The sequence below is a fragment of the Nostoc sp. CENA543 genome (assembly GCF_002896875.1).
In the GTDB taxonomy this organism is placed as follows: Bacteria; Cyanobacteriota; Cyanobacteriia; order Cyanobacteriales; family Nostocaceae; genus Trichormus.
Window position 1 is genome coordinate 6,292,311 of the sequence record NZ_CP023278.1, and the last position, 26,251, is coordinate 6,318,561.

A 26,251-nucleotide genomic window follows, 5' to 3' on the forward strand; every position below is an offset into this window, starting at 1 on the left:
AAGGCAAAAGGCAAAAGGTAAAAGTAAAAAGAAAGGAAAAGATTCTTTTGCCTGTTTACTTTTTACTTTTTCTGGGATTGGGGACTGGGAATTGGGGACTGGGTAAGTGATTTATTTAATCAATATACTGAATTTCCTGGTCTCTAGTTACTAGTTTCCCATACCCAATGCCCCATACCCTATGCCCTACTCCCCATACCTAGTCTAGTTTCTCACCACTCAGGATAAAAATGGGATCAACGGCGGCAAAGGTTTGAGAGAAGCCGCGTCTTTCTAGTCGGTTAACCGCAGACTGCACAACTTCAATATTTCTCGCTTGCAACTGGGAAAAGCTTTGAGAAATCATGTACAAACTTTCTAGATTAGTGGCTGTCGCTACTACTCTTCCTGACGACGGTAAATAATTCCACACCGTTTGCAGAATATCTTGAATTGGTCGCCCTCCCTCAATACAGACACGCTGAGGGCTAACTTTAATATCATGTAAACACTCTGGCGCGCTACCTTCAATCACTTCTACATTTTTGACACCAAAGTGATCGCAGTTACGTTTAATTAAATTAGCTACTTCTTCATCCCGTTCAACAGCCACAATTCGTCCTTTTGGACACAATAACCCTACTTCTACAGGGATTGTACCTGTACCTGCACCGATATCCCATAAAACCGAATCAGGTTCTAAACGCAGTTGAGAAATCAATAACAACCGAATTTCTCGTTGACTTAGAGGAATTCCTGGCAAATGCTCGAAAAACTCATCGGGAATACCAGGTGTAACATAAGGCCAAAGTTGGGAAGGCATAGGAATACGCAATTATACTAGTACAAGGGGCAGGAGGTGTGGGCAGGGAGCAAGGGGGAAAACTAATGACTCAAAACTCATAACTCAGCACTCATTATGATTGGGGAAACATTCAATAATCGCTATGAGATTCAACAACAGTTGGGTAAAAAAGCAGGGCGAAGGACTCTACTTGCTCAGGATCTAGTTACTAGTGAATTGGTAGTTGTTAAATTGTTAGCTTTTAGTAGTGATTTTGAATGGGATGATCTCAAATTATTTGAGCGCGAGGCAGAAACTCTCAAATCTTTGTCACACCCGTTAATTCCCAAATATATCGACTATTTTGAGTTAAATTTACCCAAGATTAAAGGATTTGCCTTAGTACAGAGTTATATCCCAGCCCAAACTTTAGAGCAATACCTACAATCTGGCAGAACTTTTACCGAAACTGAAGTTAAACAAGTAGCTAAAGCAGTTTTAGAAATCCTTATATATCTACACGGACTGTACCCCCCAGTCATTCACCGTGATATTAAGCCTAGCAATATTTTATTGGGGGAGCGTTCTGGTAACAGTGTTGGCCAAGTCTATTTAGTAGATTTCGGTTCAGTCCAAACTGTTTTGGCGACAGAAGGCGGAACTAGAACTGTAGTGGGAACTTACGGCTATATGCCACCAGAACAGTTTGGCGGACGCACTGTTACTGCTTCTGACCTTTATAGCTTGGGTGCAACATTAATTTACTTAATCACGGGGACTCATCCTGCTGATTTGCCCCAAAAAGATTTTCGGATACAGTTTGAGTCTGTAGTAAATCTCAGTTCAGGTTTGACACGCTGGCTCAAGTTCATAATTGAACCGAATTTAGAACGCAGATTCAGTTCTGCAAGTGCTGCACTACAAGCTTTAGAAGAGTCGCCAGCACCAATAGATATTGGTAGCAGTTTGGTGATCACTCAACCAGCAGGTAGCAAAATCCAACTCACGAAAAATTGGGATGTGCTGGAAATTGTCATTCCTCCCAAGGGTTTTCGTTGGTCGATGCTGTTTACAGGGGCATTTGCGATCGCCTGGAATTCTTTTGTTCTACCTTGGACAGTTATGGCACTGCTAGCCCCTTTTCCTCTCAATCTCGGCTTGCTCTTATTTTCACTACCTTTTTTGGTTGTGGGTGGCACTCTGTTATTTGACTTAATCTTCAAGTTATTGGTGCGGACGCATTTACGTCTCGATCACCAAGAAATTATTTTTTATTACGAACTGTTTGGTTTTCAATACCACCGTCCCAGTCCTTCACGCAAAACCAGCATTAACAAACTAGTTTACATCCAAAAATATTGGACTAGAGACGGTGAAGGTCATCGCACTGAAGTTCCGGCTAAATTAGAAATTTGGGCAGGTGCCAGAAAATATGAACTTGGTGTTAATAGCATCATTGAATGGGAAGCAGAATTAAAATGGTTAGCCCAGGAAATCAGTGATTGGTTGAATATGCCAATTCAAAGGGGATAAAGAGAAACTAATTTTTGTGGCGAGAGGTTCCCTATTTTCGTTTAGATTAATCTTAGGGACTTCCAGAAAATAAATTATCTTATCAAATTTCCGATATCAGACATCGTTCTTTTTCCCCCTGCCCCCTGCCCCCTTGCCCACGCAATGATAATATTTTTTAAGTTGGAAGTCCCTTATTTGTATGGCTAAATTATCTCGCGCTGACGCACCCTACCGGACTGATACAACTAAAAAATTCAGGAGAAACTTTATATGTTTGGACTAGGATGGCCAGAAGTAGCGATTATTGCTGTTGTCGCTATTGTCATTTTCGGCCCGAAAAAAATTCCCGAACTGGGAAGCGCACTAGGTAAAACCCTACGAGGTTTTAAGGAGGAGCTAAAAACGCCTAGTGAGGATACCACCTCGGAACAAGAAGAAAAATAAATTTTTTAAACTGTTAACTGAGCAACGGTTAATAGTAGAGATGCGACTTTTCCCATCTCTACTATCAACTACAGCAAAGTATTAATTACAGAATTAGATGCTATGCCATTTTGGTTATCAACAACGGGGGAATGAATATTTTGTGGCTGAATATCTTCCGCTACTACACCGCGTAGCTTAATCAATCTAATGGCGCGGCTGACACTCTCTGGTAGAATTACTACCAAACCTTTGTCGGGAGCCATATCCAAACCTCGATTAATGGCTTGGGTTTCATCCAAAATCGATTCATAACGGGCATCGGGTTTAACTTGTGTGATGCCTTTGGTAATTAAATCCGACGCTGATCCCCTTGGTCTACCCCTGGTGTCATCGTCTTCTTTGACAATGATGTAGTCAAAAATTTCTGCGGCTAGTTTACCTAGCATGACAAAATCTTCGTCGCGGCGATCGCCAGGGCCACCCACTACACCAATTCTTTGTCCGGTTGTCCAGTTACGCACGAAAGCGCCCAAGGCTTCATAACTGGCGGGGTTATGGGCATAGTCTACTAGGGCATGGTAGCTACCCAAGTTAAACAGGTTCATCCGTCCTGGGGTTTGACTCACTGAAGCTCGGAAAGTTTTCAAGCCGGCGCGAATTTGCTCTATGGTGACATTCTGGACAAAGGCTGCCAAACTTGCTGCTAAGGCGTTAGCAATCATAAATGGCGCACGGCCGCCCATCGTTAGGGGAATATTTTCTGCCCTTTCAATGCGGTGTGTCCAATCACCTTTAACAATTGACAGATAGCCGTTTTCATAAACTGCGGCGACTCCTCCCTTTTGGATGTGCTGCTGCACTAGTTCCGAACTGGGATTCATCGTAAAGTAGGCAATGTTGGCTTTGGTTTTTTCTGCCATTGCGGCGACACGGCGATCGTCAGCGTTGAGTACAGCATAACCATTGGGAAATACGGCTTCGGCTACGACACTCTTGAGGTTGGCTAACTGATCAATGGTATCAATGTCGCCTATCCCTAAGTGATCTGCTGCCACATTTAATACTACACCTACATTAGCAGATTCAAAACCCAAACCAGAACGCAAAATGCCTCCACGGGCTGTTTCTAAGACTGCAACCTCTACAGTTGGGTCTTGTAAAATCAAATGCGCGCTTTGTGGGCCTGTGTTATCACCAGATTCTACTAAGAAATCTCCGATATATGTGCCGTCTGTGGTTGTATATCCTACTACTTTACCTGTTTGCTTATAAATATGGGCGAGTAGGCGTGTAGTTGTGGTTTTACCGTTCGTCCCTGTAACGCTGAGGATGGGAATGCGACTCGATTGTTCAGGGGGGAAGAGCATATCCATAACTGCGCCAGCTACGTTGCGGGGAATGCCTTGACTGGGGGCAACGTGCATTCTAAACCCTGGTGCAGCATTGACTTCCACAATTACGCCATCTAACTCTCTCAAGGGACGGCTAATATCTGTAGTGACGATATCTAGCCCCGCAATATCCAAACCAATGATTTTCACTACCCTTTGGGCTAACCAAATATTTTCCGGGTGGATTTCATCTGTCCGGTCTACGGCGATACCACCTGTACTGAGGTTGGCTGTTGCCCTCAAATAACAAATCGTGCCTTTAGATAGCACGCTGTTGAGAGTGTAACCTTGCCGTTCGAGGAGTTGGTAGCTGGTGCGGTCTAGTTCGATTTTGGTGAGGACTTTGTCATGTCCTTCGCCACGGTTAGGATCTTTGTTGGTTTCTTCGATGAGTTCAGCGATGGTGGATCTGCCATCACCTACAACATGAGCTGGTACACGTTCAGCAACTGCTACCACCTTCCCATCTACCACTAGTACCCTATGGTCGCGCCCAACGTAATACCTTTCAACAATAATGGAACGGGAAACTTGTCTAGCGGCTTCGTAGGCGGCTTCGGCTTCTTCCCAATTTCTGATATCGATGGTGATACCCCGTCCGTGGTTGCCATCTAGGGGTTTAATGACAATCGGATAACCACCGACGTATTCAATAGCTTCTTCTAAATCATCCAGGAAATTAATTACTGTACCTCTCGGTACGGGTACACCTGATGCAGCGAGGATGCGTTTGGTGGCTTCTTTATCACAGGCTAATTCTACGCCCAGGATGCCGGTTTTTTGGGTCATGGTGGCTTGCATCCGTTTTTGATTCACGCCATAACCAAGTTGAATCAAAAAACGTGCGCCTAGTTGCATCCAAGGAATGCCACGCCTTTCAGCTTCTTTGACAATAGATTCTGTAGAAGGGCCAAGGGAAGCATCACGGCAGAGATCTTTGAGGTCTTGAATATCCTGCTCTAGTTCTGCCTTGGGATATCGTCCACGGTCTACAATACTTTGGCACAGTCTGACGGCGGCTCGGCCTGCGTAACGTCCTGCTTCTTCGTTGATATACTCAATCACTACCTGGTAAATTCCAGGTGTAGCCGTTTCACGGGTGCGGCCAAAGCCAACGTGCATTCCGGCTAATTCTTGGAGTTCTAGGGCTACGTGTTCGACAATGTGACCCATCATCGTGCCTTCTCGCACTCTCATTAGAAAGCCGCCACGACAGCCAGGTGAGCAGTAGTGACCTTCTAGACTTGGCAGTGCCTCTACCAATCCTTCATAAAAACCAGGTATTTCATTTGAGGGTTTCTCGGCAAGGTTCTCTAAGTCGAGGCGCATGACGATCAGCTTGTGGCGTCGAATGCTCCAGTAGTTTGGGCCGCGTAAGGTCTGGATCTTGAGGATTCTCATGGGAATAGGTAGATGGAGATTCGGAACCAAAATTCTAGTTTCTTACTGGAATTGACCGCTAAACTGTTTAAAATGAACAGTTTTTTTGATTATTTTATGTATTGCTTGGGTTTTTCTACAGCAGCGAATAATAGGCGATCAATTCAGTCTAACCTCAGGTACTCTATTCCGTCAGCTGGAGATGCGGTGTACAGCAGGCAATACGGTGCGCTGGTACAGGTGGAAGCGATCGCCATAGCTGAGGATATGCAGACGTAAGTTATGCACGGTCAAAGGTTCGTTTGCGCCAACGTGGGGTTCGTTGGTGTGGGTTAATTCGGTGGGATCGACAATGGTGACACTGCCTTTACCCATGACCTGTAACCACCCATCGCGCTCAAATACGGCACAAGTGTCTTCATCAATGCCAATTCCTAGTCTATCGGGATGGGCAGCAACTGCACTAATGAGACGACCCATGCGATTGCGATTATGGAAGTGTTGGTCAACAATGACTTCGGGGATTAATCCCAAGCCAGTCGCCATATCGACTAGGGAGCGATTTGGCGTTTCACCACTACCACCGCCAGCAATCATGTGATGTCCCATTACTGCTGCACCTGCACTTGTGCCTGCTAAGGTCAGATGTCCTGCGCGCACCCGCTTACGAATAATTTCCATTGCTGGTGTATCAGACAATACACCACAGAGACGCAGTTGGTCTCCCCCTGTTAAAAATACCCCGCTACAGGCTTCTAGGGCTTCTTTGACATAGGGTGATTCGCACTGTTCTCGCTCACGGATGTCTAAAATCTCGACCTTTTCAGCACCCATTTCTTCAAAAATCCGGATGTACCGACCACCAATAATCGCGGGTTCGCGAGAGGCAGATGGAATAATTGTAATATAAGCCTTACTTGCACCAGAACGTCCAAAAAAAGTTCTCAGGATTTCGCGTCCATGAACTTTATCTTCTGCGCCTCCGATTACCAGAACGGCGGTTTTTGTTGCTTGGGGTGTCCTCATTTCCAGCGATTTAGCTTTTAATTCCGGCATTGTGTTTCTCCTGTCAACAACTTCAGGAGCCATCGCTTTGGACGGGTTTCCCGGCTTATGGCGAATGGCGTGTGAATTTAACAAGGTTGATTAGCCTGATAGTTTTTGGACTTTGCTTTTAAGAGAGGACACTGCATTCGAGTCACAAGAAGCCTCATTTATTCTGGTGTTCTTTGCTGTTCCTCAAAGCCAGTGCCTTGTTTTTCACCTGTCCACTTTCTCCAGACTGATTTAAATTTGCTTAGGGGCTGTGTTCGCCTCTAGCATTGGGGATTAGGTTTCCCTTCTGGGTTTGGAGTGAGCAGGTCTTTACACACATTTTCTGAGGCTGGCCTGATACATCCTGGAAGTTGTTAACCTGGTTCAGATTATTTATTTAAATCTAGTTGTGACAATATTTAAACATAAATTAAGTAACTAGAAAAACTTTTGAGCTTAACCAAAACCAAGAGTTGCAAGACTTTTAGATACTATTGATAAAGCCTATATGTAGTTTTAACCTACATTGGCCGTTTGTGTTTGATAGACATTCATTATTTAGATTAGTGTTCTTGAATACGAATTACTGTGCGTTTTGATATAGTTACACTTTTTCCTGACTGTTTTACCTCGGTTCTGAATTCTGGTTTGCTGGGCAAAGCCCTGGCTAAACAAATTGCCCAGGTAAACCTAGCTAATCCTAGAGACTTTACTACCGACAAGCACCGCAAGGTAGATGACGAGCCTTATGGTGGTGGTGTAGGGATGCTGATGAAGCCTGAACCGATTTTTAGTGCGGTGGAGTCTCTCCCAGTTTTACCCCGACGGGAAATTATTTTAATGAGTCCCCAAGGACAGACCATCAATCAGCCCCTATTACGAGAATTAGCCAGCAATTACGACCAATTAGTGGTAATTTGTGGGCATTACGAGGGGGTAGATGAGAGGGTACTGCATCTTGTGACCCGTGAGGTATCTTTGGGGGACTTCATCCTCACAGGGGGAGAAATTCCGGCGATGGCGTTGATTAATGGTGTAGTGCGTCTCCTTCCTGGAACTGTGGCCAAAACCGAGTCCTTAACGGCCGAAAGTTTTGAGGAAGGACTATTAGACTATCCACAATACACCCGTCCCGCCAATTTTCGTGGTTGGAAAGTCCCAGATGTTTTACTATCTGGAAATCATGCTGCTATTGCCAAATGGCGTTATGAACAACAGATAGACAAAACACGCGATCGCCGTCCTGATTTGCTCTCTAAATGGCTAGAGGAGAGGCAGGGGGAGTAGGAGGCAGGGGGTTAGGGGGCAGGGGGAGACAAGGTAGCAGAGGGGCAATAACTCATGATTTTTGACTTTTTTCTGCCCAATGCCCAATGCCCAATGACTATTGACTATTGACTATTGACTAAGACTCATGAACATCCGAATTGGTAACGGCTACGATATTCATCGACTGGTGAGCGATCGCGCTTTAATTTTGGGGGGAGTCCCAATCCCTCATGAATTGGGCTTATTAGGACATAGTGATGCAGATGTACTGACTCACGCCATCATGGACGCAATGTTGGGTGCATTATCTCTAGGCGATATCGGTCACTATTTCCCACCTACTGACCCCCAATGGGCTGGGGCAGATAGTTTAGTTTTGTTAAGCCAAGTAGATCAGTTAATTCGTGACCAAGGCTGGCAAATCGGCAATATCGACTCAGTTGTAGTTGCAGAACGTCCCAAGTTGAAGCCACACATTAAAACTATGCGTGACAAAATAGCAGATGTTTTAAAATTACAACCTAATCAGGTGGGTGTTAAAGCTACAACCAATGAGAAACTAGGCCCGGAGGGGCGAGAAGAAGGCATTTCTGCTTATGCTGTAGTCTTGCTGGTATCTTCTAATTAAGTTGGGTTTCATCAGAGATTTTGCATAGTTAGTATATGTGTACCTGAGAATTAATTGCGCCAAATGATTCAACTTTACTAGTTGCCTGGGAGAATTAAAACAATGGAAGCTACCGCATTTCCAACGGGTAATTATATTGCTGATATTGTTGTATTAGATAAGCACGAGAGAATTGTTTTGTTGGTTGAAGTAAAGGCTAAAAAGTTAGCGGCGAATGCTGACAAACAACAAGCGTTTTTTTTAATTAAACATTATTTAAACAATGTTGATAAATGTAAGCAATTATCCTTTGGAAATAAGCCTTTCATTATGCTAGTAGACCTAGTAAGCATCATAATTTTTCAAGATACTAGTGAGAGTTATTCAGAACCTTTACTGTCTATGCAAACTAGCGATATTCTGAATAGTTATGACGATACTTTCAGCGAATTGAGTAGTAAAAATCATATCTCTGGATTTTATCTAGAAACACTTGTGGAAGCTTGGTTAAGGGATTTAGCTTATCACTGGAAATCACCAGAACCACCTGCATCAGACAGGTTAAAAAACATCGGTTTATTGCAACTCATCGAAGGAGGAACTACTCTTTCTCAGGTAAATCTAGATGAAGATACTGTACGTTGAAACTAACTTCATTATGGGTATTGCTCAGGGACAAGATTTAGCAGCTAGTGAACTGCTTAACAAAACGCCTAATTCACTGCGTATCCTCATACCTAATATATGCTTTTTAGAAGCATTAAATACACTGGAAAAAGAAAAAAAGGATCGTTATGAATTCAAGCAAGAGTTAAATAAACAAATTAATAAAGCCAAGCGTAACATAGCTTCTGTGAATGCTCAGAATGCCGTTTTCCATTTAGAACAGACACTGATTCTCAATCAAGCTACACTTAATGAAATTAATTATCGTCTTTATGATGCCATAGATAAACTAATTGACAAAGCAGAAATAATAAACTTAAATGGCTACGTACTCAGAAACATCATAGAGCAGAATTTTATAGAGCCTGAAACACTACCTATTAAAAATGACATTTTAGATAACCTAATTCTTAATTGTATTCTTAATCATGCAGATTTAAATAATCAATTTGAAAAGATATTTATGAGTAGCAATACCAATGATTTTGGTAAGCAAGAAGTACAAGAATTGTTGCCAAGAAGTGGTATTAGATACTTTTCTCGCACTCAAGATTTTCTCGGTTGGTGGCAATCTCAAGATAATTAAGTGCAAAATGTAAGATTATGTCAATAGAAAACAATTTTGTTAATATCATTAAACGTTTCTGGATACTAATAGTTCTGGCTGTATTTACCGCCGCTACAGTTGCAGCTTGTAACCCAAATAGGCTGAAAATGAATGCTGATGCTGCACAAGTACCGCAATTAGTTACCAGTATTCTCAGTGATCCAAAAACTTTTAATTTAGCTCTCAGCCAAGAATCTCCTAATATTTTTGGTTTGACCTATGAGGGGTTAATTAACCAAAATGTCCTAACGGGTAAAGTTGAACCAGCCCTAGCAGAATCCTGGGAAATATCTGAGGACAAGTTAAGGTTTACATTCACCATACGAGATGGTTTGAAATGGTCTGATGGACAGCCATTAACGGCTGATGATGTAGTCTTTACTTACAACGATATCTATTTTAATTCAGCGATTCCATCAGATGTAAAAGATAGTTTTAGAATAGGCGTAAATCGTCAGTTACCTACAGTTAAAAAAATCGATAATCGCCGTGTAGAATTTACTTTACCAGAACCCTTTAGACCGTTTCTTCTCAATGCAGGTACTCCTATCTTACCAGCCCATGCTTTAAAAGCGTTTGTCCAACAAAAAGACCAAGAAGGTAAGCCTGTATTTTTAAGTAAATGGGGCGTTGATACACCTCCAGGAGAAATTATTGTCAATGGGGCTTATAAACTAGAACGTTATGATACTAGTGAACGGGTAATTTTTCGCCGCAATCCTTACTACTGGCGCAAAAATGCTCAAGGTCAACCACAACCTTACATTGAACGTATAGTTTGGCAAATAGTCGAAAATACAGACAATTCTCTACTACAATTTCGTTCCGGTGGACTAGATTCTGTGGGAGTTACAGCCGAATACTTTTCTTTATTGAAGGTGCAAGAAAAGCAGGGTAACTTCAAAATTTACGGCAAAGAACCAGGAACAGGCACAAACTTTATTTTATTCAATTTAAATAAAGGTAGAAGAGACGGCAAACCACTAGTAGATCCAATAAAATCGCGTTGGTTTAACACAGTGGAATTTCGACAAGCAGTAGCCTACGCTATTGACCGTCAAACCATGATTAATAATACCTTTCGCGGTTTAGGTGAACCACAAAATTCACCAATTACAGTCCAAAGTCCCTATTACATTTCCCCAAAAGAAAATCTCAGAACTTACGATTACAACCCAGAAAAAGCCAAGGAATTGCTGAAAAAAGCTGGCTTTAAATATAACGGGCAAAATCAACTACTAGATGCTGACGGTAATCGTGTCCGCTTTACCTTACTAACTAATTCTGGTAATAAAATCAGGGAAGCCATCGGTTCACAAATTAAGCAAGACTTGGCTGTGATTGGTATGCAAGTTGATTTTACTCCCTTGGCATGGAATACCTATACAGATAAACTTGCTAATACTCTCGATTGGGAAGCTTCTTTATTAGGTTTAACCGGTGGTTTAGAACCAAATGATGGGGCTAACGTGTGGTCGCCTGATGGTGGGTTACATATGTTTAATCAAAAACCCCAAGAGGGACAAAAACCAATTGAAGGTAGAGAGGTAGCACCTTGGGAAGCAGAAATTGGTAAGCTATATATCCAAGCTGCCCAGGAGTTTGATGAAGCCAAGGTCAAAGAACTTTATGCCCAAACGCAAAGAATTACTCAAGAATATTTACCATTTATCTATTTGGTAAATCCATTAGCCATGACAGCAGTACGCGATCGCTTTGAAGGGATTCAATACTCAGCTTTAGGTGGTGCGTTCTGGAACATACATGAAATCAAAATTGTTAAATAGCGAATTGGGCATAGGGCATTGAAATACAGTCTACCTTGTCTCTATTCCCCATTCCCCATGCCCAATTCCCCAGTCCCCAATTGCTAAATCTACCGTGACTCAACCTGAAACTTTGCGATCGCTCTTAGAAGCGGTTGCCAATGGTAAAGTTACCCCAGATATGGCTTTAAATTCTCTCAAGGATTTAGCCTATGAACCTGTGGGGGAGTTTGCCAAAATTGACCATCATCGTCATCTGAGAACTGGTTTCCCTGAAGTTATTTGGGGGCCAGGAAAAACACCAGCGCAAATTGCCCAAATTATGGAAGTTATGCGTCAGCGTAACCCTGTGGTGATGGCTACTCGCATTGAACCGGAAGTCTATAATGTATTGCAACCAAAAATTCGGGGTTTACGCTACTACGAACTAGCAAAAATTTGCGCCATTACCCCATCTCACATCGAACCGCAGTTTGAGGGGGTAATCGGGATTCTCTCTGCGGGTACGGCTGATTTACCTGTGGCGGAGGAAGCTGCTGTCACGGCTGAACTTTCAGGGTTTCGTGTGCTGCGACTTTGGGATGTGGGTGTGGCAGGCATTCATCGATTATTAAGTAACCGCCATTTGATTCAATCAGCGTCAGTATTAATTGTAGTTGCAGGGATGGAAGGGGCTTTACCCAGTGTAGTGGCGGGTTTGGCAGATTGTCCGGTAATTGCTGTCCCTACAAGTGTTGGTTATGGTGCTAGCTTTGGCGGTTTAGCACCATTATTAACTATGTTGAATTCCTGTGCGGCTGGGGTAGGAGTCGTCAATATTGATAACGGTTTTGGCGCAGCTGTCCTAGCTGGGCAGATTTTGCGAACAGCCGAGAAATTACGGATGGCATCCGCTACATCTTGAGTTATTACATCGGGGGGACTAGGGATTGGGTAAAACAATACACCAATTGGTGGTAAGTGTGTTTTGGTGGGTGACTCATCCCCCAAACACGCCTGATAACTGTTCACTGTTCACTGATTTAACTTAATTAATGGCTCAAGATGGAATATTTAGGTGATTTAATATCTCAGAATTTTTGGCATCTGCCGGTAAATTTAACTGTGTTAGCACAGAATGTGACTGATCCGAACGTAGTAGGACAAATGCAGAAAATTTGGACTTATTTTGTGAAAAGTGGTCAAATTTGGGCGTTGTTGATTGGTGTATGCGTTGGTTATGTCTTTAGGAACCTGACTAAGTACGGTTGACACAGGTAGGAGGTAGGAAGTAGGGAATAAAGATTAGTAACTAGCGGTTGGGAACTAGAAAGGGCTGAGGATCAGATGCCAAAAGATGAGAGGATTAATTTTTTACTCTCCCCAATCCCTAATTCCCAATCCCCAATCCCCAATATTTCTATGACCGAAAAACAAACGTGGAGTCAGAGGTTTGAATCAGCGTTGCATCCAGCGATCGCCAGTTTTAATGCCAGTATTAGTTTTGATATAGAGTTAATCGAATACGACCTCACAGGCTCTCAAGCCCATGCCCAGATGTTGGCGCATACGGGAATTATTTCCCCGGACGAAGGGGAACAATTAGTGGCTGGTTTGGAAAAAATTCGTCAAGAATACCGCCAAGGGCAATTTCAACCTGGTATTGATGCTGAAGACGTTCACTTTGCTGTAGAACGACGCTTGACGGAAATTGTCGGTGATGTGGGGAAAAAACTACATACGGCGCGATCGCGTAATGATCAAGTAGGTACAGATACTAGGCTTTACTTGCGTGACCAAATTCAACACATCAAACAGCTAATACGAGAATTTCAGGGTGTATTACTAGATATTGCTGAACAAAATGTAGAAACTCTCATTCCTGGTTACACCCACCTGCAACGCGCCCAGCCTCTAAGTTTAGCTCATCACTTGTTGGCTTACTTCCAAATGGCACAACGCGACTGGGAACGTCTAGGTGATGTTCATCGCCGGGTAAATATTTCGCCTTTGGGTTGCGGTGCTTTAGCTGGGACGACATTCCCCATAGATAGACATTACACCGCTAAACTATTGCATTTTGATGATATTTATGCTAACAGCTTGGATGGAGTGAGCGATCGCGATTTTGCTGTCGAATTTTTGTGTGCTGCTAGCTTGATTATGGTTCATCTGAGTCGGCTATCTGAAGAAATTATTTTGTGGTCATCAGAAGAATTTCGCTTTGTCACCCTCAAAGATAGCTGTGCTACTGGCTCTAGTATCATGCCACAAAAGAAAAATCCTGATGTGCCTGAATTGGTACGCGGTAAAACAGGCCGAGTCTTTGGTCATCTCCAGGCAATGCTAGTGATTATGAAGGGACTGCCTTTAGCCTATAACAAAGATTTGCAAGAAGACAAAGAAGGTTTATTTGATAGCGTCAAAACTGTCAAAGCCTGTCTGGAAGCTATGACTATTTTGCTTGGAGAGGGTTTAGAATTCCGCACTCACCGCCTGAATGAAGCTGTCACAGAAGATTTTTCTAACGCCACCGATGTTGCAGATTATCTAGCAGCTAGGGGAGTTCCTTTCCGAGAAGCTTATAATCTTGTAGGTAAGGTAGTAAAAACTAGTATTGCCGCAGGTAAACTCTTAAAAGATTTAACCTTAGATGAATGGCAGCAACTACACCCAGCTTTTCAAGCAGATATCTATACAGCTATATCCCCAAAAACAGTTGTAGCCGCACGTAACAGTTACGGCGGCACAGGTTTTGAGCAGGTAAATAAAGCTATTTTGGCTGCCCGTAGTCAAATATCAGAGTAGGGAATGGGGAATGGGGAATGGGGAAAAACTATTAATTATTTTGATGCCCAATACCCGCCCCTAATTCACACCAAAAAGCGAAGCTTGATCAAGCGGCTTATTCAGCATCAATTGCTGCTGCGCCTTCATCTTCCTCATTCTTGGGTGATCTTTGTTGGAATCTTCTCTGCATCTTTCCGGTTGTAGTCCGTTTACGAAACTTTCGGGCATAGGCCTGGTTTCGTAGCGCCTTTTCTTTTTTCGGGTTACGGCGCTTTGCCATATTCACCTCATAAATAAACAACAAAATAAGTGTCTAGGCATTTAGTAGACAATATCAGCTACTAGTGTTGTTGATAAAGTTTTAGCCTAGATTATGATTGGAGATAGTTTGAACAGCATACCATCATACCGTATTTAACCAAATAATGTCAATATTTCCTGAGATGGGAAATATTTGACCAAAGGCAAAAATGATACAAGCCCCTATCTTAGAGTGGAGGAAACCTCCGCTCTGACTTCGCGCTAAATTTATTTATGGAGAAGAAAAAAATAACACAACATTAATTCAAGCCCCCGAATTTATCCTGGGAGCATTTAATTTTGAATTTCGTAGCAAGATCCCGTAAGGGTATTTTGAATTTGGAGCGTATTACTTTGTGGAAGCAAGCGACGTGAATATTATCTTATTGATGATATTTATAGATAAAAATGAATCCTCAGTAGCATTTGATGTTTAGTAGCAAAATACCTATAGTTTAGAATATATATAAGTAGACCAGAGTAAATAATTAAAAGTTTGTAGTGTATCCCTGCAAAGAAGCAAGCTAGGCGCAACATCTCGTTCCCAGTAGGTACCTCATAGATGAGAGAAAACTAGAGTTATCAAAACAGAATTAAAGTCCTGATTACAAACTCTATCCTAGTATTTTTACATTACTCAACATCGGTTGTTTTTTTAAGTTGTTATAATTACAAATCAAACTTTACTAGACAAATGTACTGATGATATAAATTTTAAAATCTATCTTAATCTAAAATTAAATTAGAAGATAAAATCAGCCTTAATGGGCTAATTGAGCCAAAATCTGGAAAATTTCAATAAACATTGATAATATGTCTAGATATAACTATTTTTTTTGTTAAAATGTAGTCTCAAAACCATGAGCTAATTTATTTAAAGTAAAAATCGGCTTTTTCAATAGTTGATTTCATGCTCATGTCATTTGATTAAATTACACATTATAAACATTTTCAGATTGAAAGTTCTTACTTTTTTTACGACACCCGTCCAATCTGCACGTAGTCTGTGGCGTATTGGACAAGCTGTATTAGGAGTTATTTTTCGTCACCCGATTACAGGAACAAGTATCATCCCGATATTACCTGACGGGCGAATTGTATTGATTAAGCGGCGTGATGATGGCCTGTGGGCTTTGCCTGGGGGTATGGTGGACTGGGGAGAAGATATTCCCAGTACCATCCATCGGGAGTTAATGGAAGAGACTGGACTAGAAGTATCGCGTATTAACCGTTTAGTGGGTGTTTATTCTTCTCCCGAACGCGATCCCAGAATTCATTCAATTTGTGTGGTGGTGGAAGCGGAAGTCAAAGGGAATATGGCTATTCAGGATGAATTAGAAGTGATGGAAATCCAAGCTTTTAGTCGTGATTCCCTACCTCATGAACCAATGTCTCATGATCACGCCCGTCAATTACGTGATTATTTAAATGGTTTGACAACATTAGCCTAGAGGCTCAAGGATGGAGGTTTAAGAGTCTCAAGAAAATACTTTTGCTTGCAGAGTGAAATTTTGAGGTAAAATTAGCAACTTAGATTGAGACTAAAGATGCTAATTTCATACTGAGAAATTCACTGTATAGGTTGCTAAATCAAGATGGATATGTTCTTACGTAACGCCCGGAGGAAACTTTCTCAAGGGCTATTATTCTGGCGTGAGGCTGGTGAAGGGATTCCTGTGGTGCTTTTACATGGAAGTTGGTGTGAAAGTAGCCAGTGGGTGGGGGTGATGGAGACGTTAGCGAAGGATTTTAACTGCTTTGCGCCAGATTTACTGGGGTTTGGAGAGTCGGAAAATCCTAACGTTCATTACTCAATTGATTTGCAAGTGGAATGTATCGCTGAATTTTTGCAGGCTTTGAAATTAGAAAGAGTCTATTTAGTCGGACATTCCCTTGGGGGTTGGCTTGCTGCTAGTTACGCGCTGAAATATCCCGAACAGGTTGCTAGGTTAGTTTTATTAGCACCAGAAGGTGTAAAAATTTCGGGACAGGAAGCCGAGTGGCGCAGAATGCAGAAGTTACTCAAGCGATCGCCTGTATATTTTAAGATACTGCGATCGCTACGTTTTATCACCAAAATTTTTGGTCTAGACAAAAAATTTGACCAGGATTGGCAAACATACCAAACAATCAAGCCATTTCCCACAGCTTGTCAATTGTTATTTCAACGACAACAGCCAGAAATCACCGCCGAATTATTACAAGACCGACTCCCTGAAATCGAAATTCCAGTTTTAATTCTACAAGGTGGTAAAGATTCTACTGATGCTTTAACTCGCAGTGAGGTTTACAGTAAACTGATTTCTCAAGCTGAATTAAGAATGATTGCCCACGCTGGAAATGATTTACCACAATCTTGTGTTGGTGTTGTAGCTGGAGATATTCGGGATTTTATTTTAGGCAATAGGGGATAGAGTATTTGTTATCTGTGCATTTATATCAAAAATATTAGAGAGTCAATTTTTAGACTAACTTAAGATAAATTAGTCAAAGACTCTTGCCAATCTTGTACAGATATACCTTCACTTTCAAATCTAGATATATGTTTGTAATTAGTAGTTACAACTAAAACTTCGTCGAAAGCCTTTAATTGTAAAATTGCTTGAGCAGCAAGAATTACATCGCCATCAAGACTGTCATTACTAGCCGTAGGTTGTCCTTGGTTTCTTACCCAAGCCCATAGTTCGGCTGCTTTTTGCATTGTTGCTGGAGTCAAGGGAATGAGACAGATTTGGCTTAGTTGGTTGAGGCGTTCTATACTTTTTGTCTTTCCTTGTCTCAACAGTTCCCGACGAAGTTCATAATCTGCAATTTCTGGTACCCGAACTGCTGTTTCAGTTTTATTTAATGATTGTAACCACTGTTTGATAGTCGGATTAATTTTTGGGTGTGTTACTTGACTCAATGGATGAGTATCTAACAGGATAACTTTACTCATCTCAAATTTTAGAACGCTAACTGCTGATTTTGCTTTAACCCTTCCTCAATTTGGTGATAAGCGATCGCATCATATTCTGATTCATCAGCAAGCCATTCATCAGTCATCTCTATGACTTTTTCTAAGGAACTATCTGGAGTGACTGTTGGCTTTACTGATTGTCCCTGATTACTGTGTAAATAAACCTGTTGGATTTCTTCTGCAATCATAGCAGTAAGGAGTGCATCACATGGAATATCTAGTAAATCCATTACAGGCAATGATATATTAGTCACACCCGATTGCTGAATTGCAGATAGTTTCCTTTCCACTAGTCTATTAATATTCTGTTTCACTTCTAGTAATTCTTTTAATGAAAGATTATTTAATTCCTGTGTTATTGAAGTGATTTTTGATATTTTTGACATAATGATTAGCCTAATCTGTATTTATATAACAATTATACTGCGTCATTCAACGATAAATGACTAATTGTTAGTATTGCATAAGTATTTTTTGCATTCCCCAAAATATCAAATTTGGTTCTAGTATCAAACGTTGAGCAATTTCAGGATATAAGACTTGCAGATAGTTAAATAGTAAAGTGCGATCGCCTCCTTTCATCGCCACTTTCCCATCAGGAAATAATCGCCACCAATCATCAAGAAAATCTTTAATTCCAGATAATAAAGTGTAAATTACACCGCTTTCAATTGCTTGTGGTGTATTGAGTGCAAAACGTGGCGGTAAAGATTGCAGAGTATCTATATTTAAGTGCGGTAATTGTTCCGTTTTTTGACCTAAACTCGCCAACTGTAAACCCAACCCTGGTAAAATCGCCCCACCAACTAAACACTGATTTGCATCCGCACAGGTAAAAGTCAGTGCTGTCCCTGCGTCAATGACTAACATCGGGAAACCCCAAGTCATCCCCGCACCCCACAAAGCCAAAACGCGATCAATTCCCAATGTGGGATATGTCTGTTTGAGGGGTACTTGGTCTAAAGTCAGAACACGCACATGAGGATATGTTTCCCAAATGGCGGTTTGCTTGGGTACGACAGAGGCGATAACTACAGGTAGGGGAGTGCTGAGTGCTGTTAGCCGGTGCTGAGTGAGGAGTGAAATAATTTCTTTTCCCCAGTCCCCAGTCCCCAGTCCCCAGTCCCCAGTCCCCAATCCTTCTTCATTTTGAATTTTGAATTTTGTAGGCTTGCCTTCCCGTAGGGTATTTTGAATGGATTCCTCCCCAGTCCCCACCAAAGTTTCCCCGATGAATAAACCCCAATGTTGGCGGGAGTTACCGATTTCTACGGCTAGCCAAGCTTTCTCAGTGTATGTTGGATGTTGGTACAGTTTCACACTTTTGATTTTTTTAACTTATCAATAGATTTTTTAATAAAAGTTAACAATAAACTCGTGCCAAAATAAGACTAGAGGAATAAATACTCATTGTGTTAAGGAGATAGTTATGGTAGCAGTCACCGATAAAACTGAAAAACGGCTCACCATACAGACTGGAGAAATTGCGGCAGATACTACCACCATCCGTTCTCTAGATTGGGATCGCGATCGCTTTGATATTGAGTTCGGTTTACAAAACGGTACTACCTATAACTCATTTCTGATACGCGGTGAGCAAATAGCCTTAGTAGACACCTCCCATGAAAAGTTCCGTCAACTCTATTTTGATACTCTCACGGGCTTAATTAATCCCACCGATATAGATTATTTGATTGTGAGCCACACCGAACCAGACCATAGTGGCTTAATTAAAGATTTGTTGCAGATGTCACCAGAAATTACAGTTGTGGCTTCTAAGGTAGCAATCCAATTTCTGGAAGACTTAGTACATCAACCATTTAAACGTAAGATTGTCAAAAATGGCGATCGCTTGGATTTAGGTAACGGTCACGAAATTGAATTTGTCATCGCCCCGAATTTACACTGGCCTGACACCATCTTTAGTTTTGACCACAAAACCCAAATTCTTTACACCTGCGATGCGTTTGGAATGCACTATTGTTCCGACAGCACCTTTGACGACGATTTGAAGACCATTGAAGCGGATTTTCATTACTACTATGAATGCTTAATGGGGCCAAATGCGCGGTCGGTATTATCTGCACTCAAGCGGATGGGAGAATTACCCGCAGTGAAAATGGTCGCCACTGGTCACGGGCCTTTACTATTCCATAACGTCGAAGAATTAATTGGACGTTACCGGAAATGGAGTCAAACCCAAAACAAAGCCGAAAACACTATTGGGATATTTTACGTTTCTGAGTACGGTTATAGCGATCGCCTAGCCCAAAGCATTGTCAATGGTATCAACAAGACAGGCGTAGCTGTGGAAGTCGTAGATTTAGGTTCAGGGATAGACTTACAAGAACTGCGCGAGTTAGTGGGACGCTGTACCGGAATAGTGATTGGGATGCCACCGGTTTCTGGTAGTGGTAGTATTCAAGCTGCTCTAAGTACAGTTTTAGGTTCTGCTAAAGAAAAACAAGCCATCGGTATCTTTGAAACAGGCGGTGGTGATGATGAACCGATAGATCCTTTACTGACTAAATTCCGCAACTTAGGTTTAGTCACAGTTTTTCCAGAAATTCGGATTAAACAAACACCCACGGAAACCACTTACAAGCAGTGTGAAGAAGCCGGGACAGACTTAGGTCAGTGGGTAACACGCGATCGCAGTATTAAAGCGATGAAATCCCTTGGCGCAGATTTAGATAAAGCCTTGGGGAGACTAAGCGGCGGACTATACATTATTACAGCCCAAAAAGGCGAAGTTTCCAGCGCGATGTTAGCGTCTTGGGTTAGCCAAGCCAGCTTTAAACCCATAGGATTATCCATTGCCGTAGCTAAGGATAGAGCAATTGAATCTCTAATGCAAGTAGGCGATCGCTTCGTCCTCAACGTTTTAGAAGAAGGTAATTATCAAACCCTGATGCGCCACTTCTTAAAACGATTCGCCCCTGGTGCAGACCGATTTGAAGGAATCAGAACCCAAAAAGCCGAAAATGGCGCGCCCATCCTCGCTGATGCTTTAGCTTATATGGAATGTGAAGTACAAAGCCGTATGGACTGCGGCGACCACTGGGCAGTATACAGCACAGTCTACGCAGGACGCGTATCTAAACTCGAAAGCCTGACAGCCGTTCACCACCGCAAAGTCGGAAACCACTACTAAAACACAAGTTCGTAGTAAGGACTTCAGTCCTTAGAAAAATCAGGACTAAAGTCCTTACTACGAACCCTAAATTACTGCATCAAAATTTGTCGAGTCAAAATACTCATCACTTCACCTGGATTTTCCGTTGGTAGCAATGGACTCCAATCACCGACATTAGCATAGCCCAGCATATGCAAGTAGTGAATCGTACTGTTGACGGCTTTGGGCGAACCAATTAGCAAATGTTTAATCGGTTCTCTTTGGGGAAATAGCTGTTGTGGTAATTGCTGGCTGCTTGAAAAACTGACATCTTTGTGGAATTGGGCAAATTTTGTTAAATATGCGAACATAGCAGTTAAACTCCAGTTTGGGTTTTGATAAAAGCGATCGCTGTCTTCTTGCCGGAATTGCACGATCGCTTTTATTCTGTTTGGGTTTTAAATAAAGGCGATCGCTGTTTTCTGAATGGAATTTGGCGATCACCTTTATTTATGTCTTAATGTTAAAGTATAATTTTATACTTGTCAATACATAAAACAAGATTTTTTTGAGAAAATTTCAAGTTTTGATAGAGAAGAATAGGATTATTTCTTAATACAATAAATCTGTGGAAATTTATTTAGCAAATCATGAACATTTCTTGTTAATACATAGGCAAAACCTGATATAATTAATCACAAATAATCAAGATATTGTTATATTTTCGTGAAACGTGATTCTATTTATTACCAAATTTTCAAACGATTTCCAGCATTAATATTTGAACTCGTTGATAATCGCCCTGCACAGGCGCAAAACTATCGATTTGAATCAGTCGAAGTCAAAGAAACAGCCTTTCGCATAGATGGTGTTTTCTTACCACCAGAAGACGCAACACCGAAAGTTATCTTTTTTGCTGAAGTGCAATTTCAGAAAGACGAAAGTCTTTATCATCGCTTTTTTACCGAATCGCTCACCTATTTGTACCGCAATCAATCTCAATACGATGATTGGTACTGTGTAGTAATATTTCCATCACGGAGTTTAGAGCCAAGCGATAAAAGAACTCATCGCATATTTTTAAATAGCGACCAAGTGCAACGCATTTATTTAGATGAGTTAGGTAATTCTGATAGTCTGCCAATCAGCATCAACTTAATGCAGTTGACAACCGCATCTTCTGAAACAATGGCAGAGCAAGCCAAGCAACTAATTCAACGGGTAAAATTAGAAGAAACAGGCACACTGCCGAAAACCGAAATCATCGAAATCATTACGACAATTGCTGTATACAAGTTTTCGTCTTTGAGTAGAGAGGAAGTAGAAGCTATGCTAGGACTGAATATAGAGCAGACAAGAGTATATCAAGAAGCCAAAGCTGAAGGTCGAGAAGAAGGTCGAGAACAAGGTCGAGAAGAACGGGAAGCTGAACTTTTGCCAGTTATCGTTCCAGTGTTACTTAAAACTGGGATGAGTATAGAACAGATTGCTCAACAACTCAATGTTACTGTGGAATCTGTGGAGAAATATAGGTAGAACACTCTACCACCAACGCGAAAGTTTTGCTCACTATGACAAAATGCTTGCTGTGTACAAGTTTTAGTCTTTGAGTAAAGAGGAAGTGGAAGCTATGCTAGGAATAACTTTAGAACAAACAAGAGTATATCAGGAAGCCAAAGCTGAAGGTCGAAAAAAAGGTCTAGAACAAGGCAGAGAAGAAATTTTGAGAGTTGCTGTCCCACTGTTGCTAAAAAGTGGGATGAGTGCAGAACAGATTGCTCAACACTTTAATATTGCTGTGGAATCTATGGAGAAATACAGATAAGATAAACGTTTGATGAGTTATGGCGATCGCACTTCATCTTAAAATTTAGGGGTAAAGATTCGTTCTCTACAATTGACTAGACAGCAGCTAGGAGCGATCGCCATCACATTTGGCGTACAAGCAATTTCACTAGTGTAATATATAAGACTTATGCAACTGGCGTATTTTTTATGTAGGGTGTGTGACGCTGCGACAGTATTTGAACGTAGTCATGAAACTTATAGCGTCACGCACCAACTATCAATGGCGATCGCACCCCATCTTAAAATTTAGGGGTAAAGATTCGTTCTCTACAATTGACTAGACAGCAGTTAGGAGCGATCGCCATCATATTTTGGCGTACCAGCAATTTCACTAGTGTAATATATAAGACTCATGCAACTGGCATATTTTTCATGTAGGGTGTGTGACGCTGCGACAGTATTTGAACGTAGTAATGAAGCTTATAGCGTCACGCACCAACTATCAATGGCGATCGCACTTCATCTTACCTAAATTTAGGGGTAAAGATTCGTTCTCTACAATTGACTAGACAAAAATTTCATCCTGATCCCCCTAAATCCCCCTTAAAAAAGGGGGATTTTTGATTCTTGCTCCCCTTCCCTTTTTACTTTTTACCCTTTCCTTCCTCATCCTCCAAACTTTTAGCCCGTTGCAGCACAGGGAAGCATTGGTTAATCAACCAAATCATCACCTCAATAGCTGAGTCGCCCTGTTGAATGCGGCTTTTAGCTTGGACACTTAAAAGTAGAGTTTGCAGAACTAACAACAAAGCAATCACTTTTCTTATTTTGTTTTTCATCGAAAGAAATTTTCTAATGGATGGAATAGACAGTTTTTTAGATGGCTGCGTGGACATCGTTAAATCTCCCTGCGTGTCGATGATTCAAAAAATATCCATTCCACCCCATCACTAACTAGACGCTAGTCAATGCAGATAAATGCGAGTATGAATTTGCACCCTAAAATTTTTCTACAACTGGCTGAGAAATTGCCGTTATATCAACAAAGTCTGTCGTTGCGGACTGAATATTGTCTGTGTAACCGTAAATTCCATTCACTCGGTGTAGAATATGGCTACGCAACACAACCGCACTGATGAATCAACCACGTAGACCTAAAGGTTTTCTTGCTAGTAAGGAAGGTTTAGAAAAACTCCAAGCAAAAAAGCGTGAGAAACGTTTTACTTATGAAGACATCAGAAAAGAAGCAAACGTAACTATTGATCAAGTTAAACGGCTATTTAACCCAAAATGGGGATACAAAATTGGCTCAGAACCTATTGAGTTAATTGCTGCTGTTCTTGACTTGAAGCCAGAGGAAATTGTTGGTGTTGATGTGTGGAATGCGCCAAGTAATGATACTGGGTTAGAAGCTACACAAATTAACTGGCGTGAAGTTTGCATCACCATGCTGAACACTCAGCAAGAAGCAGCAAGACTCAGACGCAAAGCGACAGAACAAGGTTTTGAAGTTAACGTCTATGTTCCCTTGGGGTTAGTGGAACGCAAACAGCAGCAACGCCGACAACTAGATGAACAGCGAGACAGAGCAAATGTTTATGAATTGACGCAAGAAGTGATAGTCAAAACCTATGAACATGGCGCATTTCTCCGCGAAGTAATTGAACAACAGCCAGCCGAAAAAAATAAAAATATTGCTATTATCGGTGAACCAGGAGCAGGTAAGACCACTTTATTAAGTACTATTGCTTCCTTTATTCAAAACAACACTCAAGATTTACCTATCTGTATTTCTCTCGCCAACTTACAAGGAAGAACTATTAAGGAATATTTGCTCAAGCAATGGCTGACTGAAGCAATGAGATTAGTTAAATCTGATGTTGTCGTCACGCCAGAAATTGAACGTCAATTACTTGAGTGTTTTGCTAAACAGAAAGTTTGGCTACTGTTAGATGGTGTAGATGAAATGGGTGAAAATTCACCCGTGCAAGCATTAACCAAAATTAATCGAGAACTGACAGCATCTTTAAGACAGGCGCGGGTGGTTTTAACTTGTCGGTTAAATGTTTGGGATGCCCAGGTTAATAATGCACTCACAGGATTTGATACTTATAAAACTCAAGAGTTTAAACCAGAACAAATTGATGATTTTATTCAACAGTGGTTTGAGCGTGCTGGTAATTTAGCGAAAGGGAAGACACTACAGGATAAGTTAAAAGCAACTCAACATGAAAATATTTGTAAATTGGTGACGAATCCTCTACGGTTGTCGCTGCTGTGTCAGACATTCTATTTGGATAAGCAGGGAGAATTACCAGAAACGAAAGCAGCACTTTATCAGAGATTTACCCGCTATTTTTATGAATGGAAATCGGATTTATCTACTGAGTTGTGTAACTCTGATGATTTAAAAGATGAATTACACCAAGCTTTAAGCAAATTAGCTTTTGCAGGTATTAACAGTCCTGCACGGTTCCGCTTTCCAAGTAGTTTAGCACGTCAAGAAATGGGCGAGAGATTATTTAAATTAGCTTGTGAGGCTGGTTGGTTAAATTTAGTAGACAGAGTAGCTGAAACTGAGGAGGAAGTTTATGCTTTCTTTCATCCCAACTTTCAAGAATATTTTGCTGCGTTAAAAGTTAAAGATTGGCGGAAAGATTTTTTGAATCATGTTCCTGATAATACAAAAAAAAGAATTTACCGCATTTTTGAACCACAATGGAGAGAGGTAATTTTGCTGTGGTTGGGAAGAGAGGATGTGGATGTGAGTAAAGAGGATAAGGAAGCATTTATCCAAAAAATTTGCGAATTTTTACAGCCTAAAAATAAAGTTGAAGGAGCATACGCTAGTAAAGCCTATATTTTAGTGAAGAATGGAATCAAAGAATTTTTAGGTTGTAGTCTTAATCAGATAATACAATTTGATGAAGATTATTATGAACTAAAATTTAATTTTTTATATCCACATTTTTATCATAATTTTTATTATAATCATTTATTCCTTTCTCCTCCATATTTGAGAGTTCCTGAAGAAATGTATGAATATTTACAATTTCCTCTGCAATCTAAAAAAGAGATGTGGGGTATGCAATTTTCATATTTTGGCGACATTTCAGGTTTAGATATATTAAATGCACTACGGAAAAAAGTTAAAATTTCTTTTGATACGGTTCAATCAGTTCATGATCTTCTGGAAATTTTTCAAACACAATTTAATCATCATGAATTAATATGTGAAGCAGCATTGGAGAGCCTAAAATCTATTTTAGAGGAAGTAAACTACTCTGTAAGTTTATCTAGCCTAGTAGTTAAAAGTTTAAAAAATCATGTAGATAAACATCAGACAGATCCTTATGGTATCTGTCACGATATTCTTTTTTACTGCGCCGAAAATATGTCCTACCCAGATTTTTACGATGCGTGGTATCAAGAAAATCGTGAAGAAGTCATTTGTACTTATGTTGACTTACCCCAAGGCTTGCAAGCTGCAATTAACAAAGACTCTCAACTTAGCCAAAACATTCACCTAATCTATATCGACACCAGTCAATTCATCGAACCAGATAACCCAGCAGCCGAAATTTATGCCGAAATGGTTAGCCAAGGTTGCCCAGAACGTACTTCTGGCGAACCAAACAATATGTCAGCTTTAAAAGTTTATTTCAAACTACTAAAAACTGACAAACGAGTAGTTTTAGTATTTTACCCAGGTGCAACTAATCCTACAGGTGAGGCGACATACAGCCAAGCGTTTCTCAACGCCATCAGCAAATTTGAAGGTGCAATTTGTTTGATTAGTGACCCCATACCAAACTACAACACCCTCAAAATCTTTACACCCCACCAATCAGTTGATGAAATTTTAGAATGGTTGCGGCGTAGTTGTTGATTATGT

Annotated in this window: 26 protein-coding genes; 17 read left to right on the forward strand and 9 right to left on the reverse strand. The window is 41.1% G+C overall.

Annotated elements, in window-relative coordinates; all coding sequences use genetic code 11:
• Window positions 1–199: 199 nt before the first annotated feature.
• The gene (gene cbiT, locus CLI64_RS26395; protein WP_103139999.1) at window positions 200–802 is read right to left on the reverse strand and encodes a precorrin-6Y C5,15-methyltransferase subunit CbiT; all 603 of its coding nucleotides are present in this window, start codon (window positions 800–802) and stop codon (window positions 200–202) included.
• Between the two features lie 96 nt (window positions 803–898).
• Here cbiT and CLI64_RS26400 point away from each other — a divergent pair, with 96 nt between their 5' ends.
• Both CLI64_RS26400 and tatA read left to right on the forward strand, forming a co-directional pair.
• Complete coding sequence (locus tag CLI64_RS26400; RefSeq protein ID WP_103140000.1) at window positions 899–2,296, forward strand: serine/threonine-protein kinase; 1,398 nt, start codon at window positions 899–901, stop codon at window positions 2,294–2,296.
• A 252-nt stretch (window positions 2,297–2,548) separates the two neighbouring features.
• Window positions 2,549–2,722 carry a twin-arginine translocase TatA/TatE family subunit gene (gene tatA, locus CLI64_RS26405; protein ID WP_103140001.1) on the forward strand — a complete coding sequence of 58 codons (174 nt, stop codon included), beginning with the start codon at window positions 2,549–2,551 and terminating at the stop codon, window positions 2,720–2,722.
• A 68-nt stretch (window positions 2,723–2,790) separates the two neighbouring features.
• On the opposite strand, the gene cphA is transcribed toward tatA, so the two are convergent.
• Both cphA and CLI64_RS26415 read right to left on the reverse strand, forming a co-directional pair.
• On the reverse strand, window positions 2,791–5,496 hold the full coding sequence (cphA, locus tag CLI64_RS26410) for a cyanophycin synthetase (protein WP_103140002.1): 2,706 nt from the start codon (window positions 5,494–5,496) through the stop codon (window positions 2,791–2,793).
• Between the two features lie 171 nt (window positions 5,497–5,667).
• Window positions 5,668–6,531, reverse strand: coding sequence for a cyanophycinase (locus CLI64_RS26415; protein WP_103140003.1), 864 nt, complete (start codon window positions 6,529–6,531; stop codon window positions 5,668–5,670).
• 567 nt (window positions 6,532–7,098) lie between these two features.
• Between CLI64_RS26415 and trmD the strand changes: the two genes are divergently transcribed.
• The 8 genes from trmD to argH all read left to right on the forward strand — a co-directional run bounded on the left by trmD (window position 7,099) and on the right by argH (window position 14,212).
• On the forward strand, window positions 7,099–7,797 hold the full coding sequence (gene trmD / locus CLI64_RS26420) for a tRNA (guanosine(37)-N1)-methyltransferase TrmD (protein WP_103140004.1): 699 nt from the start codon (window positions 7,099–7,101) through the stop codon (window positions 7,795–7,797).
• Between the two features lie 127 nt (window positions 7,798–7,924).
• A complete protein-coding gene (gene ispF, locus CLI64_RS26425) occupies window positions 7,925–8,407 on the forward strand; it encodes a 2-C-methyl-D-erythritol 2,4-cyclodiphosphate synthase (protein WP_103140005.1) in 483 nt (160 codons plus the stop codon).
• Between the two features lie 102 nt (window positions 8,408–8,509).
• Window positions 8,510–9,031 (forward strand): hypothetical protein, encoded by a 522-nt coding sequence (locus CLI64_RS26430; protein ID WP_103140006.1) that lies wholly within the window; start codon window positions 8,510–8,512, stop codon window positions 9,029–9,031.
• A 13-nt stretch (window positions 9,032–9,044) separates the two neighbouring features.
• Window positions 9,045–9,638, forward strand: a complete 594-nt coding sequence (locus CLI64_RS26435; RefSeq protein WP_264082469.1) for a PIN domain-containing protein — start codon at window positions 9,045–9,047, stop codon at window positions 9,636–9,638.
• Window positions 9,639–9,655: 17 nt separating this feature from the next.
• The gene (locus tag CLI64_RS26440; RefSeq protein WP_103140008.1) at window positions 9,656–11,446 is read left to right on the forward strand and encodes an ABC transporter substrate-binding protein; all 1,791 of its coding nucleotides are present in this window, start codon (window positions 9,656–9,658) and stop codon (window positions 11,444–11,446) included.
• A 94-nt stretch (window positions 11,447–11,540) separates the two neighbouring features.
• Entirely contained in the window at window positions 11,541–12,329 is a 789-nt protein-coding gene (gene larB / locus CLI64_RS26445) for a nickel pincer cofactor biosynthesis protein LarB (RefSeq protein WP_103140009.1), read from the forward strand.
• Between the two features lie 140 nt (window positions 12,330–12,469).
• Window positions 12,470–12,676: a hypothetical protein gene (locus tag CLI64_RS26450; RefSeq protein WP_103140010.1), complete on the forward strand. Its 207-nt coding sequence runs from the start codon at window positions 12,470–12,472 to the stop codon at window positions 12,674–12,676.
• 150 nt (window positions 12,677–12,826) lie between these two features.
• A complete protein-coding gene (gene argH / locus CLI64_RS26455; RefSeq protein WP_103140889.1) occupies window positions 12,827–14,212 on the forward strand; it encodes an argininosuccinate lyase in 1,386 nt (461 codons plus the stop codon).
• 97 nt (window positions 14,213–14,309) lie between these two features.
• On the opposite strand, the gene CLI64_RS31325 is transcribed toward argH, so the two are convergent.
• Window positions 14,310–14,474: a hypothetical protein gene (locus CLI64_RS31325; RefSeq protein ID WP_192881605.1), complete on the reverse strand. Its 165-nt coding sequence runs from the start codon at window positions 14,472–14,474 to the stop codon at window positions 14,310–14,312.
• Window positions 14,475–15,450: 976 nt separating this feature from the next.
• On the opposite strand from CLI64_RS31325, the gene CLI64_RS26460 reads away from it, so the two are divergent.
• The gene (locus tag CLI64_RS26460) at window positions 15,451–15,945 is read left to right on the forward strand and encodes an NUDIX hydrolase (RefSeq protein WP_103140011.1); all 495 of its coding nucleotides are present in this window, start codon (window positions 15,451–15,453) and stop codon (window positions 15,943–15,945) included.
• 144 nt (window positions 15,946–16,089) lie between these two features.
• Complete coding sequence (locus CLI64_RS26465; RefSeq protein ID WP_103140012.1) at window positions 16,090–16,908, forward strand: alpha/beta fold hydrolase; 819 nt, start codon at window positions 16,090–16,092, stop codon at window positions 16,906–16,908.
• A 59-nt stretch (window positions 16,909–16,967) separates the two neighbouring features.
• On the opposite strand, the gene CLI64_RS26470 is transcribed toward CLI64_RS26465, so the two are convergent.
• The 3 genes from CLI64_RS26470 to CLI64_RS26480 all read right to left on the reverse strand — a co-directional run bounded on the left by CLI64_RS26470 (window position 16,968) and on the right by CLI64_RS26480 (window position 18,773).
• The gene (locus CLI64_RS26470) at window positions 16,968–17,432 is read right to left on the reverse strand and encodes a type II toxin-antitoxin system VapC family toxin (protein ID WP_103140013.1); all 465 of its coding nucleotides are present in this window, start codon (window positions 17,430–17,432) and stop codon (window positions 16,968–16,970) included.
• A gap of 8 nt (window positions 17,433–17,440) precedes the next feature.
• Window positions 17,441–17,839, reverse strand: a complete 399-nt coding sequence (locus CLI64_RS26475) for a hypothetical protein (RefSeq protein ID WP_103140014.1) — start codon at window positions 17,837–17,839, stop codon at window positions 17,441–17,443.
• A gap of 67 nt (window positions 17,840–17,906) precedes the next feature.
• Window positions 17,907–18,773 (reverse strand): pantothenate kinase, encoded by an 867-nt coding sequence (locus CLI64_RS26480; protein ID WP_103140015.1) that lies wholly within the window; start codon window positions 18,771–18,773, stop codon window positions 17,907–17,909.
• 109 nt (window positions 18,774–18,882) lie between these two features.
• Between CLI64_RS26480 and CLI64_RS26485 the strand changes: the two genes are divergently transcribed.
• Window positions 18,883–20,607, forward strand: a complete 1,725-nt coding sequence (locus tag CLI64_RS26485; protein ID WP_103140016.1) for a diflavin flavoprotein — start codon at window positions 18,883–18,885, stop codon at window positions 20,605–20,607.
• Between the two features lie 71 nt (window positions 20,608–20,678).
• On the opposite strand, the gene CLI64_RS26490 is transcribed toward CLI64_RS26485, so the two are convergent.
• Window positions 20,679–20,939: a hypothetical protein gene (locus CLI64_RS26490; RefSeq protein WP_103140890.1), complete on the reverse strand. Its 261-nt coding sequence runs from the start codon at window positions 20,937–20,939 to the stop codon at window positions 20,679–20,681.
• Between the two features lie 355 nt (window positions 20,940–21,294).
• Between CLI64_RS26490 and CLI64_RS26495 the strand changes: the two genes are divergently transcribed.
• From CLI64_RS26495 to CLI64_RS32045, 3 genes are all read left to right on the forward strand, one after another.
• A complete protein-coding gene (locus tag CLI64_RS26495) occupies window positions 21,295–22,104 on the forward strand; it encodes an Rpn family recombination-promoting nuclease/putative transposase (protein ID WP_103140017.1) in 810 nt (269 codons plus the stop codon).
• 94 nt (window positions 22,105–22,198) lie between these two features.
• Window positions 22,199–22,393: a hypothetical protein gene (locus CLI64_RS26500; RefSeq protein ID WP_103140891.1), complete on the forward strand. Its 195-nt coding sequence runs from the start codon at window positions 22,199–22,201 to the stop codon at window positions 22,391–22,393.
• A 150-nt stretch (window positions 22,394–22,543) separates the two neighbouring features.
• Window positions 22,544–22,666, forward strand: a complete 123-nt coding sequence (locus CLI64_RS32045) for a hypothetical protein (protein WP_264082470.1) — start codon at window positions 22,544–22,546, stop codon at window positions 22,664–22,666.
• Window positions 22,667–23,000: 334 nt separating this feature from the next.
• Here CLI64_RS32045 and CLI64_RS26505 read toward each other — a convergent pair whose 3' ends face one another.
• Window positions 23,001–23,195, reverse strand: a complete 195-nt coding sequence (locus CLI64_RS26505; RefSeq protein WP_103140892.1) for a hypothetical protein — start codon at window positions 23,193–23,195, stop codon at window positions 23,001–23,003.
• A gap of 296 nt (window positions 23,196–23,491) precedes the next feature.
• Between CLI64_RS26505 and CLI64_RS26510 the strand changes: the two genes are divergently transcribed.
• On the forward strand, window positions 23,492–26,245 hold the full coding sequence (locus CLI64_RS26510) for an NACHT domain-containing NTPase (protein ID WP_103140018.1): 2,754 nt from the start codon (window positions 23,492–23,494) through the stop codon (window positions 26,243–26,245).
• Window positions 26,246–26,251 lie beyond the last annotated feature (6 nt).

What these genes read in the sequence shown, in the direction of transcription:
- CLI64_RS26415 (WP_103140003.1), bottom strand. Translation starts at nt 6,531, where the DNA reads ATGCCGGAATTAAAAGCTAAATCGCTGGAAATGAGGACACCCCAAGCA.
- cbiT (WP_103139999.1), bottom strand. Translation starts at nt 802, where the DNA reads ATGCCTTCCCAACTTTGGCCTTATGTTACACCTGGTATTCCCGATGAG.
- CLI64_RS26475 (WP_103140014.1), bottom strand. Translation starts at nt 17,839, where the DNA reads ATGTCAAAAATATCAAAAATCACTTCAATAACACAGGAATTAAATAAT.
- CLI64_RS26430 (WP_103140006.1), top strand. Translation starts at nt 8,510, where the DNA reads ATGGAAGCTACCGCATTTCCAACGGGTAATTATATTGCTGATATTGTT.
- CLI64_RS32045 (WP_264082470.1), top strand. Translation starts at nt 22,544, where the DNA reads ATGCAACTGGCGTATTTTTTATGTAGGGTGTGTGACGCTGCGACAGTA.
- CLI64_RS26470 (WP_103140013.1), bottom strand. Translation starts at nt 17,432, where the DNA reads ATGAGTAAAGTTATCCTGTTAGATACTCATCCATTGAGTCAAGTAACA.
- argH (WP_103140889.1), top strand. Translation starts at nt 12,827, where the DNA reads ATGACCGAAAAACAAACGTGGAGTCAGAGGTTTGAATCAGCGTTGCAT.
- CLI64_RS26505 (WP_103140892.1), bottom strand. Translation starts at nt 23,195, where the DNA reads ATGAAAAACAAAATAAGAAAAGTGATTGCTTTGTTGTTAGTTCTGCAA.
- CLI64_RS26510 (WP_103140018.1), top strand. Translation starts at nt 23,492, where the DNA reads ATGAATCAACCACGTAGACCTAAAGGTTTTCTTGCTAGTAAGGAAGGT.
- CLI64_RS26400 (WP_103140000.1), top strand. Translation starts at nt 899, where the DNA reads ATGATTGGGGAAACATTCAATAATCGCTATGAGATTCAACAACAGTTG.
- CLI64_RS31325 (WP_192881605.1), bottom strand. Translation starts at nt 14,474, where the DNA reads ATGGCAAAGCGCCGTAACCCGAAAAAAGAAAAGGCGCTACGAAACCAG.
- CLI64_RS26440 (WP_103140008.1), top strand. Translation starts at nt 9,656, where the DNA reads ATGTCAATAGAAAACAATTTTGTTAATATCATTAAACGTTTCTGGATA.
- CLI64_RS26435 (WP_264082469.1), top strand. Translation starts at nt 9,045, where the DNA reads ATGGGTATTGCTCAGGGACAAGATTTAGCAGCTAGTGAACTGCTTAAC.
- tatA (WP_103140001.1), top strand. Translation starts at nt 2,549, where the DNA reads ATGTTTGGACTAGGATGGCCAGAAGTAGCGATTATTGCTGTTGTCGCT.
- CLI64_RS26485 (WP_103140016.1), top strand. Translation starts at nt 18,883, where the DNA reads ATGGTAGCAGTCACCGATAAAACTGAAAAACGGCTCACCATACAGACT.
- cphA (WP_103140002.1), bottom strand. Translation starts at nt 5,496, where the DNA reads ATGAGAATCCTCAAGATCCAGACCTTACGCGGCCCAAACTACTGGAGC.
- CLI64_RS26490 (WP_103140890.1), bottom strand. Translation starts at nt 20,939, where the DNA reads ATGTTCGCATATTTAACAAAATTTGCCCAATTCCACAAAGATGTCAGT.
- CLI64_RS26500 (WP_103140891.1), top strand. Translation starts at nt 22,199, where the DNA reads ATGCTAGGAATAACTTTAGAACAAACAAGAGTATATCAGGAAGCCAAA.
- CLI64_RS26465 (WP_103140012.1), top strand. Translation starts at nt 16,090, where the DNA reads ATGGATATGTTCTTACGTAACGCCCGGAGGAAACTTTCTCAAGGGCTA.
- CLI64_RS26450 (WP_103140010.1), top strand. Translation starts at nt 12,470, where the DNA reads ATGGAATATTTAGGTGATTTAATATCTCAGAATTTTTGGCATCTGCCG.
- ispF (WP_103140005.1), top strand. Translation starts at nt 7,925, where the DNA reads ATGAACATCCGAATTGGTAACGGCTACGATATTCATCGACTGGTGAGC.